General features: G+C 57.1%; 9 protein-coding genes and 1 tRNA gene. 8 read left to right on the top strand and 2 right to left on the bottom strand.

Features of this window, described 5'->3' with window-relative positions; genetic code table 11:
* Positions 1 to 318: 318 nt before the first annotated feature.
* Together LJD29_RS08960 and aroE are read right to left on the bottom strand one after the other, a co-directional pair.
* The gene (locus LJD29_RS08960) at positions 319 to 936 is read right to left on the bottom strand and encodes a hypothetical protein (RefSeq protein ID WP_446745419.1); all 618 of its coding nucleotides are present in this window, start codon (positions 934 to 936) and stop codon (positions 319 to 321) included.
* 92 nt (positions 937 to 1,028) lie between these two features.
* On the bottom strand, positions 1,029 to 2,639 hold the full coding sequence (gene aroE / locus LJD29_RS08955; protein WP_446745418.1) for a shikimate dehydrogenase: 1,611 nt from the start codon (positions 2,637 to 2,639) through the stop codon (positions 1,029 to 1,031).
* A 174-nt stretch (positions 2,640 to 2,813) separates the two neighbouring features.
* Between aroE and LJD29_RS08950 the strand changes: the two genes are divergently transcribed.
* From LJD29_RS08950 to LJD29_RS08915, 8 genes are all read left to right on the top strand, one after another.
* Positions 2,814 to 4,853 carry a M3 family metallopeptidase gene (locus LJD29_RS08950; protein ID WP_446745417.1) on the top strand — a complete coding sequence of 680 codons (2,040 nt, stop codon included), beginning with the start codon at positions 2,814 to 2,816 and terminating at the stop codon, positions 4,851 to 4,853.
* A gap of 157 nt (positions 4,854 to 5,010) precedes the next feature.
* Entirely contained in the window at positions 5,011 to 7,194 is a 2,184-nt protein-coding gene (locus LJD29_RS08945) for a beta-glucosidase (protein ID WP_446745416.1), read from the top strand.
* 87 nt (positions 7,195 to 7,281) lie between these two features.
* Positions 7,282 to 7,371, top strand: a tRNA-Ser gene (locus LJD29_RS08940).
* A gap of 366 nt (positions 7,372 to 7,737) precedes the next feature.
* On the top strand, positions 7,738 to 9,171 hold the full coding sequence (locus tag LJD29_RS08935) for a hypothetical protein (protein ID WP_446745415.1): 1,434 nt from the start codon (positions 7,738 to 7,740) through the stop codon (positions 9,169 to 9,171).
* Between the two features lie 350 nt (positions 9,172 to 9,521).
* Entirely contained in the window at positions 9,522 to 12,851 is a 3,330-nt protein-coding gene (locus tag LJD29_RS08930) for an outer membrane beta-barrel protein (RefSeq protein ID WP_446745414.1), read from the top strand.
* Positions 12,852 to 12,937: 86 nt separating this feature from the next.
* The gene (locus LJD29_RS08925; protein ID WP_446745413.1) at positions 12,938 to 14,488 is read left to right on the top strand and encodes a hypothetical protein; all 1,551 of its coding nucleotides are present in this window, start codon (positions 12,938 to 12,940) and stop codon (positions 14,486 to 14,488) included.
* Positions 14,489 to 14,531: 43 nt separating this feature from the next.
* The gene (locus LJD29_RS08920; protein WP_446745412.1) at positions 14,532 to 16,034 is read left to right on the top strand and encodes a hypothetical protein; all 1,503 of its coding nucleotides are present in this window, start codon (positions 14,532 to 14,534) and stop codon (positions 16,032 to 16,034) included.
* Positions 16,035 to 16,708: 674 nt separating this feature from the next.
* Positions 16,709 to 17,074, top strand: coding sequence for a LuxR C-terminal-related transcriptional regulator (locus LJD29_RS08915; protein WP_446745411.1), 366 nt, complete (start codon positions 16,709 to 16,711; stop codon positions 17,072 to 17,074).
* The last annotated feature ends 5 nt before the right edge of the window (positions 17,075 to 17,079 follow it).

Genomic DNA, 17,079 nt, shown 5'->3' with positions numbered 1-17,079 from the left:
TGCGGAAAGCGGCGAACTGGAAGGTATGCTAGCTCCCGAAAGAAACGACTGGCAACAGTTGATTCAGTAAAGACGACAAAGTTAGCGTGTAAAAACGTAATCTGATTTCATTTTGTGAAATTTTGCTTTCACGGAATCGAATTATAACGTTTTAAACGACATCTGGTGACTTTGGTGCCGTTCCGAGCCATTGCGTTTTCATGTAAAAACGGCCCCTGAAAAGAAAGCAAATTTCATCAGATATTTTCAGTCAACCTGGGGTTTACCCTGGCATTTAGACCACGGGCCGGAACGTCCGGCCGCGGCAACAAGTGTCGGTTAGTGGGATACGTGGGTGAGCAGGGCGCCCACCATAAGAATCAGAACCACCAGTAATATCGCCAGGCCAGCGCCGACGACCCGGACGAGGCTGGTAAGCGACTTCACGTCCTCGACCAGTTCGGCATGTTCGAAGGCGTTTTTCTCGGAGGCTTCGCGCATCCGGGTGAGCTGGTCTTCAACTCGCTTGAGTTGCACTCCCTGGTCCTGGAGCGTGACGCGGGTTTCGCGCTGAGCCATCTGGATACTGGTCACGCCCTGGCGCATTTCCTGGGAAACGCCCGAGTTTTGCTGCTGCACATGGCCGAGGCCGATGTCGAGCAGCGGAAGCAGCCGCGAAACATAGGGCAGAACAGATTTGAATTGCAGGAAAACCTTCCACATAGCGCTTTCGTCCGCATCTTTCGGCTCTATATGGGATACCTCTTCCATGGCCTTGGTCACCTCGGCCGGCTTTTCTGTACCGAGATCGGAGAGTGCGACAATTTCGCCGACAGAGCTCGGTCCCGCGGAGGGTTTCGCATCCGCCGCCAACTCGATCAGCCGGTCTACTGCCGAAGCTCTGGGCGCCGAAGGTTTACGGAGCCGGCCCAGCTTCGAGAAAAAATCATCGCTCATTGCGAACACCTTGAGGGGGAAATGTCGCGCCAGCCTCCACTATAGTTCAGGACGCAGCTGTGAGCCGGCCCGCTGTATGGCGGTCAGCGCCTCTATGCCTTGGCTTGCCTGGCCGCCTCGGCCCTCTGACGCAGGTTGTGCACCACCACGCGTAGCATCTCTTCTTCAGGAGCAGGTTTGCCCGTCCAGATCTCGAACTGACGCGCGCCCTGCTGTACGAACATCTCCGCACCGGTGATGACGGGAATGTTCTTCTCCCGCGCCATGCGAATGAATGGCGTGTCGATGGGGTTGTAGACGAGGTCGAAGACGAAGCGTGTGTTCATCTCCTTCGGCTCGAGCACGTTCTGCAGCTTCACGCCGTGCATGCCTGCGGGCGTGGCGTTGATGATGACGTCGAAGCTGGTCTTGGCCAGCTGGTCGCGCTTGATGGTCTTCGCCTTAGCCTGCCGGGCGAGCTTCTGTGCGGTTTCCACGGTGCGGTTCAGGATGAAGACTTCGGCGCCCTTGTCCTTGAGCCCGAAGACGGCTGCGCGGGCGGCTCCGCCTGCACCCAACACCAGCACTTTCGCACCCTTGAGCTGCAGGCGACGCTCGAGAGGACGAACGATGGCGGATACATCGGTGTTAAAGCCGTAGAGCTTGCCATCCTGTGAGCGCACTACGGTGTTGCAGGCCCCTACTTTTCCGGAAAGGGGATCGGTCTTTTCGAGCTCCGGCAGGATCTCCTGCTTGAGAGGCATGGTGACAGCCAGCCCGCTGATCGGCACGTCGCGGACGAGGGTGAGCAGATCGCTGAGCTTACTGGCCTGAAGCGCCAGGCATACACCGTTCACCGTTTCGCGCCGGAAGGCCGTGTTCATCATGGCCGGCGTGAGCGAATGCTTGATGGGATTGCCGGCGACACCGTAAATCTTGGTGGCGGCATCGATCGAGTCGATGCGATATGTCTCTTCCAGGGTTCGGGCGGCGATCTGGCCGGGGCCGGTTTCTTCTCCAACGCTTGCTGATGCGAAGGTAAAAACAGAGCCCGCGCGCAGGCCCAGTACCCGGCTGATGAGCCCCTGCTCACCCATGCAGATGCCAATTACGTCAGCCAGGTCCCGGGTTCGCTCGAGGAACTTCATCATGGTGACATTGTCGGAAAGGGTCTTCGCCGTGGAGACGATCTTTACGAATTCAGGGTGGAACTGCTGAATTTTTTCGAACGTGGCGTCCAGCCCCTTCGTCGCTACAAAATCGTGAGCGCTGATGATGAGCGCGCCTCCGTGAGAGCGCAGCTTTTCAAGCTGCCCCTTCTTGAGCGACTGGGCCGTCTCGATCTCGAGGTCGACAAGGTGGAAGCCTGCGAGGTAGGCCTTTTCGAGGATCTCGAGCTCGGCCGCGATGGTGCCCTTAAACTTGCCTCCGCCAGGCACGCGGCGGCAGGTGGCAATCGCCGTCACATCGCTGTGCTCGTAGAGAAACTGCTTTAGCTTGGGCAGCGCGGTGAGGGGCGTAGGCAGGTAGTCGAGGCGAAACTCGAAGAAAGTATGTTCCCGGACGGCCTCCTGGGCCTTCTCGATCATTTCGGCAGGAGTCGACCCAATAATGGCGACACATACCTTGCCGATGCGGGAACGTACGAGCTGAGGGGAGAGAGTAACAGTGGCGCGGTCTTTGATCACAGGAGCGTTCTGCACCGGTTCTTTTGTAGATTTCATGGCGGCAATTGCGGCATCTTACCGGCTCTCCGGGATGGATGCAACTGTATATCTTAAGAGATTTTGCAGTTTTGGTGGCATCGCATAGCCTCGTTCGTCACTTTGCTGGAGCCGAAGCCGTGCCTGTCCTGCTGCTCCGTTGGTATCTTTGGACCAGCAGGGGGATTTATCAAAGTGACTGAAACAGTTTCGTCGCCCGCACCTACTTTTCCGCATCCGTGGAACCCGGATGGCTCAGGCAAAGTGACCGCCGCCACCCTTGAAACCTGGATCCGTGAACGGCTGGATCGCCACCAGAACCTGATCGATGCGCTGCTCAAGGTGGAAGGAGAACGCACCTTGGGGAACACCCTGAGGCCCTATGACGAGGCGATTGCCGAACTTTCGTCGGCCGGCTCGCAGGCCGGGCTGCTCGACAGCGTGTATCCGGAAAAGGAGATTCGCGATAAGGCCCAGGAGGCGACCCAGGCGATCTCGCAGGCAGCCGTCGCGCTCGGCCTTAACCAGGCCGTTTACCAGGCTCTGAACCAGATCAGCCTCGATGAGGCCGACGATGCGACCCGCCATTACGTCGAACGCACCCTGCTGCAGTACCGTCTGGCCGGTGTAGACAAGGATGAAGAGACTCGAAACCGCATCCGCGAACTGCAGGACAAGGCAACGGTCATTTCTCTGACCTTCAGCAGGAACGTGCAGGAGAACGTAAATACGGTCATCGTGGACGACGCTGCCGAGCTGGATGGCCTGCCGGAGGACTTTCTCGCAGCCCACCAGCCAGGCGAAGACGGAAAGATCACACTGACAACGAACTTCCCGGATTATCTGCCGGTGATGACCTTCGCGAAGTCCGCCAGCCTGCGCAACCGCATGTTCCTGGCCTACAACACCCGGGCGTATCCGCAGAACCGCCAGCTGCTGCTGGACCTGCTGGCGATCCGCAAGGAAGTGGCGACCATTCTCGGCTTCCCGACCTGGGCTGACCTAGCCACCGCGGACCAGATGATGGGTTCGGCTGCGAATATGCAGTCGTTCCTCGATGAACTGGATGCGGCCAGTAAAGCTGGTGCATTGAAGGAATATTCAATGCTGCACGAGTTCGCGCAGAAGCAGAGCGGCGAAGAGATGGAGGAGATTTCCGCTGACAGCCGCGGCTACTGGCTGGAGCAGTATCGCCGCTCGGCCTTCGACTTCGACTCGCAGTCGGTGCGCGGATATTTCCCTTACGACCGCGTCGAGGCAGGCGTGCTGGCGACAGCCGCGAGGCTCTTCCAGCTGGAGTTCCGCAAGGCGGAAGACGCGCAGGCGTGGCACGCCGATGTGGTCACCTATGACGTGTTCGACCGCGACACCCGCATCGGCCGCTTCTACCTGGACATGCATCCGCGCGATGGCAAGGACAAGTGGTTCTCCGCGCATCCGCTGATTCCCGGCTTCCTCGGTCCGGAGGACGGTGGCCATCCTGAAGGCCGCCAGATTCCGCAGGCCGCGCTGATCTGCAATTTCCCCGGCGGCAAAGAGGGCGATCCCGGGTTGATGCAGCACTCGGACGTCGTCACCTACTTCCATGAGTTCGGCCACCTGATGCACGCGCTGCTGGGCGGCCACCAGAAGTGGGCCGGGCTGAGCGGCATCGCGACGGAGGGCGACTTTGTCGAAGTGCCTTCGCAAATGCTGGAGGAATTCTTCCGCGACGCGCGGCTGCTGGCGACCTTTGCGCACCACTACGAGACCGATGAGCCGATTCCGGCGGAACTGGTTGCGCGCATGAACCGCGCCGGAGCCTTTGGCCGCGCCGACTGGGTGCGCACGCAGCTCTTCTACACAACTTACTCGCTGCTGACGCACACCGAAGAGCCAGCGTCGCTCGATCCGGATGCGCTGCTCGAATCGCTCTACAGGCGCTTCCTGCCGTACACGTGGATCGACGGCAACCGCATGTATGCCAGCTTTGGCCATCTTGTCGGCTATTCGTCGAACTACTACACCTACCTGTATGACAAGGTGATTGCGCTGGACTTCTACAGCCAGTTCTCGCGCAACAATCCTCTGGACGACCCCAAGGCGATGAAGTATCGCCGCACGGTGCTCGAACCGGGCGGGTCATTGCCCGGCAAGGACCTCGTGCAACACTTCCTCGGGCGCAGCCAGTCGACGGATGCCTTCACCGACTGGGTCGGCGAGGAGTTCCAGGCTGCGGCTTCCATCTACGGTTGAGCCACCTGCCTGTCTAGTGGTCCTGGCGCAGAACTGCGTCAGGACCATTAGACAAACGTTTGTATTTGACGTTCGTTTCTCCGGCTACGTAACATTGTGGTGCTTTCCGGCCCGCTTCTTTCGGCTGGTCTCTGCCCTCGTGTGTAAAAGGAGAAACATGAAGTTCCGGCTGCCCGCATTGCCCCTTGCAATGATCGCAACACTTGCATTCGTTCCTGCCCCGGTAGTTGCTCAGCAGCACCATCCCTGGGACGACAAGACGCTCTCGCCTGACGTTCGCGCCGATATGGTCATCAAGGAGATGACGCTGGACGAAAAGATTCAGCTGGTGCATGGCACCGGGTGGGGCGCGCTGCGCGAAGGCGACCCGATTCCTCCGCGCTCGAATAAAGGTGCGGGTTACACCGAAGGCATTCCAAGGCTGGGCATTCCTGACATTAATCTCGCGGATTCAGCAGTAGGCGTTCGTCTCGCAGCTACCGAGAGCCGCTATGCGACGCTGCTGCCTTCGACGCTGGGGGCAGCTTCAAGCTGGGATGTGCAAGGCGCACAGCTTTACGGTTCGGTAATCGGACGCGAGCTGCGCGCACAGGGCTACAACATGTCCATCGGCGGTGGCGTAGATATCACGCGTGAGCCGCGCAATGGCCGCAATTTTGAGTACGCGGGCGAAGACCCGGTGCTTGCTGGAACGATGACCGGCAACCTGATGAAGGGCTTGCAGTCGCAGCAGATCATGGGCGATATCAAGCACTATGCCTACAACGACCAGGAAACCGGACGCGAAATCTTAAGCGCACACGTGGATAAGAAAGCTGGCCGCGAAAGCGACCTGCTGGCCTTTCAGATTGCAATCGGGATTGCACAGCCGGCGGGAGTGATGTGCTCCTACAACCGCGTAGATAGCGTGTATGCGTGCGAGAACGACTACCTGCTGAATGATGTTCTGAAGAAGGACTTCGGCTTTAAGGGCTGGGTGCTGTCTGACTGGGAGGCCACGCACAGCACGGTGAAGGCCGCGCTTGCAGGCCTCGACATGGAAATGCCAGGTCTGGATTACTTCGGCGCTCCGCTGAAGCAGGCTGTCGAGAAAGGCGAGGTTCCGCTGTCGCGTGTGGAGGACATGGATCACCGCATTCTGCGCAGCATGTTTGCTGTCGGTGTGGTCGACAATCCTCCGATGCCGCGTTCTGTCGTGGATCCCTTTAAAGGGCTCGAAGATGCGCAGCATATTGAAGAAGAGAGCATCGTATTGCTGAAGAATGCGAACGGCGCATTGCCTCTCAAGAGCACTGTGCGTTCGGTGGCAATCATCGGATCGCATGCCGACAAGGGAATTCTCTCTGGCGGCGGCTCGGCGCAGGTGGATCCTCCCGGCGGCAACGTGATCGATCCGCGCCCTGGTGAGCCAAAGTGGCAGGAGACGGTGTACTTCCCTTCTTCTCCGATGAAGTACATCCGGAAGCAGGCACCCGAAGCAAAAATCGAGTTCAACGAAGGCACAGATGCTGCCTCCGCAGCCGCACTGGCGAAGTCTTCCGATGTGGCGATCGTATTCGTGAACCAGGTAATGCACGAAGGTGAAGATGCAAAGACACTTTCACTGCCAGGAAACCAGGATGAGCTGGTAAGCGCGGTGGCCGCGGCGAATCCGCATACGATCGTGGTGCTCGAAACGGGTGGCCCGGTAACGATGCCATGGGCCGAGAAGGTCGAGGGCATTCTCTCAACGTGGTATCCGGGTATCGGAGGTGGCGAAGCAATAGCCAACGTGCTCTTCGGTACGGTCAATCCGTCCGGAAAGCTACCTGTGACCTTTGCAAAACGTGACGCAGATCTCCCGCACCCTGAGATCGCCGGCATGAACCTGAAAGAGGGTCCGGATCACAAACTGCCCCCGTTCGACGTGAACTACACGGAAGGCGCGAAGGTGGGCTACAAGTGGTACGAGTCGCAGCATATCCAACCACTGTTTCCGTTTGGATTCGGCCTGTCATACACAACGTACGCCTACTCTGACCTGAAGGTGAAGGAAGGCGGCAAGGAAGTGAGCTTCAGCATTAAGAACACCGGCTCACGCGCCGGTGCAGAGATCGCCGAAGTTTATGGAGCGCTGCCGAAGGCGGCGGGCGAAGCATACAAACGGCTGGTGGCTTTCGACCGCGTGGACCTCGCACCAGGTGAGAGCAAGACGGTAACGCTGAAGATCGATCCGCTGTATCTCTCGGTGTTCCTTGTAGACAAGGATGCCTTCGAGCTACTGCCGGGCGAATACAGGCTGACGGTAGGGCCGTCATCAGACAAGACGCCGCTCGAGCAGACCGTATCGATCAGGAAATAAGCCAGTCCGAAGCCAAGCAGAGGGGAGCGGCGCAAATGCTGCTCCCCCCTGCTTTCCGGGCTGTTAAACTGGGTTTACACCTCACGCGGAGGGATGTGTGAGTGGTTGAAACAGGCGGTCTTGAAAACCGCTTTGGGCGAAAGTCCAACGGGGGTTCGAATCCCTCTCCCTCCGCCATTGACCTTCCAAAGACTTCCCAGCGATAGTTGTCCGTATCGAGAAAGCAGCCATCCCTATTTGGAAACATGAAGTCTGCCGGCGACCTTGTCGGAGACTTCCTTTTGCCTTTAGAGATAGCTTCTTTCGCTTGGGCTTCCGACTGTGCCAAAAGCGGTCAAAATGCTTTAAGACAAACTGTTGCAGGAAAAGCGGTGGGCTCTCCCTGCTGGGCAGGTTCCTTCACAAGGAATCTGCCGCAGGGCCGTGCACCGGTTGATTTGCCGTATATTGTCAATGAGAAGTCTGGGTGCTTGCTTTCATCTCTGGAGTATTACTCGTGATGACGGCACGGCTTTATGCAGGCGGACTCAGGCGAATTTTAAATTGCTCAAGACTCCCATCACCGTCCTGTCAGAAGTCGGCAGGGTTTCTGACGAAGAAGCTCAACAACAGGTTGAACGCATCGTCCACTCGAACAGCCTGCGTGGCTCGAGCACGCTTCAGCAGCTTCTTCGCTACCTGGTCAGCAGATATCTTGAGGGTAGTACCGATTTCCTCAAGGAATACACGATCGGTCTGGAGGCCTTTGGCCGGAAGCCCGATTTTGACCCTAGAACTGACACGATTGTTCGCGTCCAGACACATCGACTCCGCCAGAAACTTCGGGACTTTTACGGCCAGGAAGGCATTCACGACCGTATCCTCATCGAAATCCCAAAAGGGCAATATGGCCCGGTGATCCGGCTGAAAGACGAAGCGGAGAGTCCGAAGCCTGAATCCTCGGAAGCGGTCGTTCGTGAGGACCCCAATGCCACGGCACCTGCTGACGAAGTTGATACGACGGTTAATGTCGATCAGCAACTGCCTCGAAAGACAACACTTCTGAAATCAGCGGTGCTCGCACTGCTACTGGCGGCAGCACTCATTTCGGGATTCTTTCTCGGCAGCGTGCGGTCGAAATCTTCGGCCACAGGAATCGGTATCGCTTCAGCGAACTCCGTTGATCCGGTCAAGAAATTCTGGGCCGCATTTCTTCAGGGAGATCGCGCACCCATCATCGCTTACCCGAACGCTGTCTTCCTGCTCGATGATTCCAACGATCTCCTTCGCTTCCGGCAGGGCGCGAGCGACAGCCGCGGCGCCCGGGTCGAAGAGCATCTTGCCCAGCAATTTGCCTCCAACCCAGCTCTGGTTAAGGACGCCGGGGCTCTCTACTATGAGGACGGGTATACCGGCACGGGCGAACTCCAGGGTGTGGCGGCGCTCGCTCAGTTGTTTGCTGAGATGGGCCTCAAGCCGATTATCAAGACCAGCCGCAACGTGACCCCGGAAGACCTGCAAGAGCACAGTGTGATCCTGCTGGGGTCTCCCTTTCAAAACGTTGCCGTAGGGCAGCTCTTTGCAGAGGGCGACTTCGCTTTCGATAATCCGGACAGTCACCGCGAGCAATGGCGGGCCGTCATCCTGAATGCTCACCCTCAGAAGGGCGAAAGCGCTACCTACCACACCGAGCGCGACGCAAAGACGCAGGTGCTCAAGGTAGACTACAGCCTCATCTCCATTCAGCCCGGAGTCGTTCAGGGCCACCGCATCGCCGTCCTCGGTGGTCTGGATACGAAGGGTACCGAGGGTGTGACCAGGTTCATGGCAACTGCCGATGGAATTCAGGCGCTTACTGCTGCGCTCGCCGCGAAGGGTATCAGCCTGACGGGCGAGATGCCATATTTTCAGGCACTGGTAAGGGTCCAGCTTGAAAAGGGCGACATGGTTCTCAAGACGGATCTGACCGCTATCCATCCCCTACCCCATTCAAAGTAGCGAATCGCCATTTCCAACTGGGAATCGGCTGAGGCATATCCTGCCACTTCCTACTCTCGCGCCTTGAGCTCCACGGGGAGCCAAACACTTCATCGAGGCGTTGAGTTTGAGGACATTCAGCCTCGTGTAACGCCGTGTAACAACGGCGTAACCACCTTTGCTTCTTATAGATTGCAAAAAGCTTTGGGCGCTGTAGCCGTGCGGTATCGGCGTTTATCTGGACGATCGTCATTCCGGCTCAATAGATTTCGCGCTGCTGACAAACCTCGAACGTCCGCCGGTAGATCCACCCTGTGAAGGATGCGAACATTCCGGCGACACGCGGTCCTGGCAGCAGCCTAGGAGGCCGTATGTTTTCGCAAACGATTGATTACCGGGGCCAGCAGAGATCCCGACTATTCCGCGTGTCGCTTCGCATGTTTTTCCTGTGCGTGCTGGGCCTTTTCTTCTCCACGCATATTTCCTTCGGGCAGGGCGTCAGCGGGCGCCTGCAGGGAACCATTCAGGACTCCACCGGAGCAGTCGTCAATGGTGCGCATGTAGTCGTCATCAATCAGGACACCGGTCAGACGGTCTCCCTCATCTCGAATGAGCAAGGGAGTTATCTTGCCAATCTTCTTCCTCCAGGCACCTACCGGGTAGAGGTCGAGGCTGCTGGATTTCAGAAGGTCGTTTCGAAGGGAAATGTGGTGACTGTGGACAACGTGGCCCGCGTGGACATCACGCTTCAGCCGGGCACGGCCTCGCAGTCCGTTGAGGTGACGGGGTCGAATCCGCTGGTGAACACCACCAGTTCGTCGCTGGGCGAGGTGCTGAGCAGCCACGAGATCAACAGCCTGCCCCTCAATGGCCGAGTATTCTCGCAATTGGTGCAGACAGTACCGGGTTCAGTCGCTACCGGGTTCGGCAGTGCCCCCGAAGCGGCAGCCGGAGCCGGGGCCGCGGGGCCTATCTCGGCGAGCGTCAATGGCATGCCCTGGGGAGGCACTACCTACACTCTCGACGGCGTCAGCAATATGGAGCTGCTGAACGCATTCATTAACGTGACACCTGCACTCGACTCCCTGCAGGAGGTCAAGGTTTCGACCAACAACGCCGAAGCTACCGTCGGAACCTATGGCGGGGCGCAGGTGAACGCATTTGTGAAATCCGGTACGAATGAATTTCACGGGTCCGCCTATGAATACTTCCGCAATGACAGCCTGAATGCCATCCAGTGGCAGGCGAAGAGCAAAGCTCCGTACAGATCGAACGAGTTCGGCGGATCTCTCGGTGGTCCAATCATCCGCAACAAGGCTTTCTTCTTCGTGGATTACCAGGGATTGCTGCTCAACAACGGAATCGCCTACAACCTGACCGTTCCCACCGATCTCATGCGCCAGGGCTACTTCCTGACTAGTCAGTTTCCAGCGATTTACGATCCTTCCACCGGGAATCCTTTTCCCATCGTCAGCACCCCTCAGGGTCCGGCCTATCAGATTCCTTCCAGCCGTTTCGACTCGGTCGCAGGCAAGATGGTCGGCGCTGCCGGCATCTGGCCGGAAGCAACTAATCAAAACAGCATCAGCCAGAATTACCAGGCGAATACGCAGGAGACGGATAACAACCACCAGTTCGATGTGAAAGTCGACTACCAACTCAGGGACAATGATCGCTTCTTTGCGCGCGAATCCTATCAACGGCGCGATCTGACTGCACCATCGCCTGGAACCCGGTTCATTGAGATTGGCGACGTGAATGCCATGTCGCGCGACCACAACATCGCCGTGGGCTGGGACCATATCTTCTCCGCGACGACCAACAACGAACTTCGTTTCGGCTTCAACCGGTTCTACACGAAGGATTTTGGTAACGATTTCCAGACGAACGAGAATACGACGCTGGGAATTCCTAATGGAAACAACGCAGATTTCCCGGGAGCCTCCGGACTCGCTATCTTCAACATCGGCAACATCGCTCCGACCGGGTCACAGGACTGGACGAACTCTCACCGCATCACCAACGTGTACCAGATCACCGATAACTTCACGAAGATCCTCGGGAAGCATACGTTCGTCTTTGGCGAAGACTATCGCAGGTTGCAGGCATCTTTGACCAACGCGAATGCCAGCCAGAATGGCAGCTTCTCCTTCAACGCCGATTACACCAGCAGTTGCACCGGCCAGCCGGACTGCACCACGAGCTCAGGCGGCAATGCTTTCGCAAGCTACCTGCTTGGAATCCCGTCGTCCCTCTATCGCGGATTCGTCGATACCGACCCGGCCACGAGAGCGCATCTGGCTGGTATCTACGCACAGGATGAATACCATGTGGCAAAGGGACTCACGTTGAACCTTGCGCTCCGCTGGGATGTGATCACCCAGGCGATTGACAAGTTCAATCGCCAGTCGAACTTCAACCTGCAGACGGGCCTGCTCGATATCGCAACTTCAGACAATCGCGCTCCCAATGTCGACAACTACTATGGAAACTTCGCGCCGCGCGTCGGCTTCTCTTATACGCCGAACGATGGGAGGACGGCGATTCGCGGCGCCTTCGGCATGACGACCTTTCCCGGAAACTTCGGAGCGATCGGTGGCAATCTCGAGCGTAATTTCCCGTTCTTCCAGCAGTATTATGTGAACCAGCAACTCGCTTACACACCGTTCTGGAACGTAACCACGAATGGCCTGCCCGGGTTTATTCCTATCTCGACGGATGCACCGGTTACGCCTCAACCGAACTCGTCGGTGACCCTGATCCCCAGAAGCTTCCGTCCTGACAATGCATACGCCTGGCACCTGGGTGTCGAGCAGCAGCTCACTGCAACCTCGGCTTTCCGGCTTAGCTACGTTGGAACCCGCGGCATCCATCTCTATCGCGATTACAACATCGACACGCCAGTACCCGGCCCAGGAGACCTGACCACACGCAGGCCCTATTACGACATTGCTCCGGAAGTGACGAGCATTAACTACGCAACCTCCGACGGACGTTCCATATATCACGCGTTGCAGGCCGAGATCTCGAAGAACTTCTCCCATGGCCTGCAGGGCCGTATCTCTTACACATGGTCGAGAGAAGAGGACGATATGAATGTCTTCTATCCTCTCGACGACCGCTACAACTGGGCGCCGGGAACGAGCCAGGCGCCTGATGTTCCGCAGAACTTCATCGCCAACTTCGTATACCAGCTTCCGTTTGGAAGAGGGCGTGAGTGGCTGGCGAACAGTGGCCGCACGACAGATCTGTTGCTCGGAGGCTGGCAGCTTAGTTCCATCACAATTCTTCAGTCAGGCCAGCCGCTTTCATTTGGCATCTCAAACGACAACCTGAACAGCGGCTTCTCCAATCGCGCGAACCTGGCCTGCAATACGATTCGTAAGATCGGAAAGACAACGGAGTGGTTCGATACCTCCTGCCTTACCACGCCGCCACAGTATGTGCTTGGAAACTCTGGTGTCGGCAAGGTGCGCGGACCGAGCTACCGCAACTCGGATGTCTCACTCTCGAAGTCGGTGAGCTTCCGTGAGCACATGGCGGCGAGCTTCCAGGTCGATGCCTTCAACTTAACGAACACGCCTCACTATGCGAATCCGAACACCACCTGCTGCACTGCGCAGAATCCGAGCTTTGGCCAGATCACGAGCACAAACGGGACGCCGCGCGAGATTCAATTGGGTGGACGGTTCACTTTCTGAAGTTGCTTTGCCTCCCAAGCCGGTGCAGCCGCATGCTGCACCGGCCCTCTTTTCATTTGAGTGATCACAAATCAAAAGGACCTTGGATGGTATCCAGTCGAAGACGCTTTCTGGCTCTTTCAGCAACGGCGGCAATCGGTTCGGCTTTCCCGGACTACGCCCAAACGCCGATGAATCTCGTGCCTCGAACAGCGTCGGGCGCACCGAACTACTGGTGCACCTGGGCGCTGCAGAATTACATGTTTGGCCAGAATGCGGAAGACCTCGATACGGCGCGTCTTGAGGGCGATGCCGGAGCGGAACTGGCTCGCACAGCGATGACGGAAGAGAATCTCCTCTCTGATCAGGGCTGGGCAAAATCTTTCTATCCCAAAGTCCGGCGCGATCTCTATCTACTTCTCGACGATGGATGGGAAAAGGGCGGAACGGCCACCTTCGAACTTGACTCCGGGAAGTTTCCCTCCTTCGAGGGCGATCCTGCAGCGCGCCTGAACAAGCTGAGCAATTCGATTCAAAATGCAGGCTGGCGTGGTGTGGCTCTCTGGTGCCGCAATACTCCGGAAGATCGCGGAATGAATCAGCTCGAAGACATGTGCGATCGTGCAGGCGTTCGCTATTGGAAGATCGACATCGGCGATCCTGAGTTTGGGCTCGTGCGTGTGAGAAATGAAAATCACATCCCGCTCACACTCGAACATGTTCACGGCGAGACGCCGGTGAATGGAGACTGGCGCAAAGACGGGCGCTTCGGGACGCAGTTGTGGGATTCGCGCCGCATGACGATCCTGCGCAATACAGACGTCTATCGTACCTACGATGTGACATCGATTCTTTCGTTGCCGACGACGCTCGATCGCCTCGCAGCCATGCTTGAAGGTGCGCAAGGACACCCGGAGATCAAAGGCCTGCTCAATGTCGAAGATGAAGTCTACGTGGCCGCCGTCATGGGCTGCACAATGGGTGTTATGCGTCATCCTCTTCACGGAAAACGGCCAGGACCAGACGCCGATCTCTTCTTCAATGGCCCGCGGCAAACGAAGAAGCGTTTGGATGAAGTGGTGCGCGCGCTGCGCTGGCAACGGATTGCTCCGCCATTTTCTGCAGGTGAAGGAACGGTGTTTGTTGATCCCGAGATCCTGACCGATACATGGACGTTTGCTAGAGCACAGACCTGGGAGGCCGACCTCATCGGCGCCACCGTTCACCAGGGAGCGCCGGCACGCATCGCGAGAAATATTCCTCTCCCCGAAGTATCGGCCAAAGGAGAGAAGCCGTTTGTCTTTGCGACACGATTTCCAAATGGCGCGGTTGCTATCGCCGCGCAAGAGCGAACTCGCGTTGGGGCAGCGTGGTATATGCCTGCATGCGATCTGACATTGAACGTATCGGATGCACGCGGCCCCTTCGGAATCTTCGGTAGTCCTCGAAGCGTCACGTTGCTCTTTGACAGGCCTGTTTCCCGTAAGCGCGTCATGGCGCAGGATCTGGCGGGTGATAGCGCGGTGGATATTTCCCATGCAGTTCATCTTCGCGGCAATATGCTTCACATTTCGGGAGACGTAATTCGAACTGAAGGGCTTCGTCACGCCACTCCGGACGACCTTTCGGCTCCGGGGCTTGTTATCGCACTCGTGTGAAACTGACTTTCAGCAGAGCTTCAGGAAAATGGATCGTGACTCTATGCAGACAACAAACCAATTCACACGCCGGCAACTAACCAAGCTTCTTGGTCTTGCTCCATTTGCTGCGAACGCAACCATCAGGGCATTGGCATTGCCTGCAAAGCGCGATTCGAAGCTCGATCTCTACTCCTCGGACCCGCAGATCGTCAACGCCTTCCGCTGGGCGAAGGAGCAGGCTCTCGCGTATGTCTTCGACGATGATCCTGTAGGGCCGTGGTACGAAGCTGCTTTGCCAGGGCGACAAGCATTCTGCATGCGCGATACGGCACATCAGGCGGAGGGCGCGCAGGCCCTGGGATTGGCGCGGTGGAACCACAACATGCTTCGCCGGTTTGCCGAGAATATTTCTGAATCCCGCGACTGGTGCAGCTACTGGGAGATCGACCGCCTGAACCGCCCTGCTCCCGTCGATTACAAGAGCGACAAGCAGTTCTGGTACAACCTGCCTGCAAACTATGACATTCTCGATGCCTGCTATCGGATGTTCTTGTGGACCGGTGACAGATCCTATCTCAACGATCCGATCTTTTTAAACTTCTACGACCGCACCATCGTTGACTACACAGCCCGCTGGTCGCTGAGTCCAGATCGCATCATGAAGCGCACCAGCAATATCGACGAGCCGCCATTCTTCCGTGGTGATCCGACGTATGAAGAAAGCAGCCGCGATAATCTCGTCGGCGTTGATCTGCTGGCAACGCAGTATGCAGCCTTCCGCGCTTACGCGATGATTCAGATGATTCGCGGGGACAGGAATAAATCAGCCAATGCACTTCAAACCGCCGGGCAGATCAAACAGCTTATCAACACCACGTGGTGGAATTCTGCAGGCGGTTATTACTACGCATTCTTCAACAAACAGCATGAATTCACTGGAAGAGCCGGCGCCGACATTCTCTATCGGGATGCTGCGGAACCTGGAACAAAGACGGCGAGTGCAATCGATACTCTCCTGAATGCAATGCGGTCCGAGCCGAACGATGCAGTCGAAGCGAAGTCGCACTATGCGGAGACTCTGTATCGATATGGCAGGACTCGGGAAGCTTACGAACAAGTTTTGGACCTTAGCCGTGCGGGTAGGGTGCGCCGTGAATACCCTGAGGTGTCCTACTCGGTCATGGGAGCACTGGTGACTGGACTCATGGGAGTCAGTATTCAACCTATGGATCACGTCCTCGATACCGCATCAGCGTCTTTCAAGCCAATGATCGCGACGCGTCCGGCTCTTAATTCCTCGTCTGACTGGGCAGAGATTCGTAATTTGCCGGTTCCAGGTGGCATGATCGCCGTAAGGCATCATGGCAACAACAACACTGAGTTCACCAATCAGGGCAACACACCTCTGGACTGGAAACCCATATTCCACGAATCGGCTCGGATTGTACAGATTGACGGAAAGCCCGCACGCCATCAAGCCATCTCAGACTTTGCGGGTGAGGGAGTAACGGTGAAACCGGTCGAAGTAGCTCCCGGACTAACACTAAGAGCCGTTGCTCGTTAGATAGTATCCCGCGTGGGAAACGGCAGGGAAACTTGATGTCAACGGCTGCAAAAAGCTGGCTGAAGTGTTGAAGAGAAACTGTGGTTACAGGACCTGGAGGGTATTCGTGTTCTCAGATCAAACTCTTCTATTTTTGTTTTCAACTGCTTAACGGAGGCTTCGAATCTCTCTCCGGCCCAAAAGAGGTACAGGCAGTATGCAAGGTATTGCAGTCCGCTTGTCTGCAAGCCCTGCGTTCGGCTTTGCGGTGTGACCGCACGGTTGCTTTCTTCGTGAGAGACCCTGGGGATCGGCCGCACCCGAACATAACCTACCGGCGCCTGAATTCAAATCGAGCAGTGACTGCCGCGGGTTGATTGAGAGTCATCTGTTGCAGGCGAGTTAAAACTCGTTCGAGTGTCACTTGAAAAGGCGACTATTGCCGCAAAGCAGCGGCAAAATACTATACATCCGGTTTCGGCTTACCCAATTCGAAGCTCTGCTCGTTAACAGACACACAAGGCCGGATGGGACAACCAGCACTACAGAGTAGAATGAAACCGACATGAGGGTAAGATGTCCTGCTGAAGCTGGCCCGCCTGTTGGAGATAGGGAACATCTGTATGTACACCTGTACCCCATTCCCGCCCTTGGAAAGTGCACGTGAAGTCGACTCAAGCTCTGTACAGAGAGCAATGCGGCATCTGCTGTCCCTGATCGAAAAGACAGAACAGTCCCAGGTCGAGAATGAAGCGGCGGAGCAGGTTCTTGTAGATACAGAAGTGGACGGCCTCAGGTACCTGGTGATTCGCATGCACCCGCCCGTCTATGGCCGTGTGCAGCTAAGTCCGCGAGAGCAAGAAATTGTAAGAATGGTCGCGCAAGGCCATCCCAATAAGGTGATAGCGGATGTACTGAGCATTAGCACCTGGACGGTTTGCACCCACCTGCGGCGTATCTTTGCCAAGCTGGGTGTAGGCTCGCGAGCCGCAATGGTTGCGCAGCTATTGGAGTTTGGCACACTTGGAAAAGAGCACCACGCCTTCCTGAATCATCGGTAGCGTGA

It is taken from the genome of Silvibacterium acidisoli (assembly GCA_022870745.1).
Classification (GTDB): Bacteria; Acidobacteriota; Terriglobia; order Terriglobales; family Acidobacteriaceae; genus Silvibacterium.
This window is presented reverse-complemented; position numbering and strand designations above follow the sequence as displayed.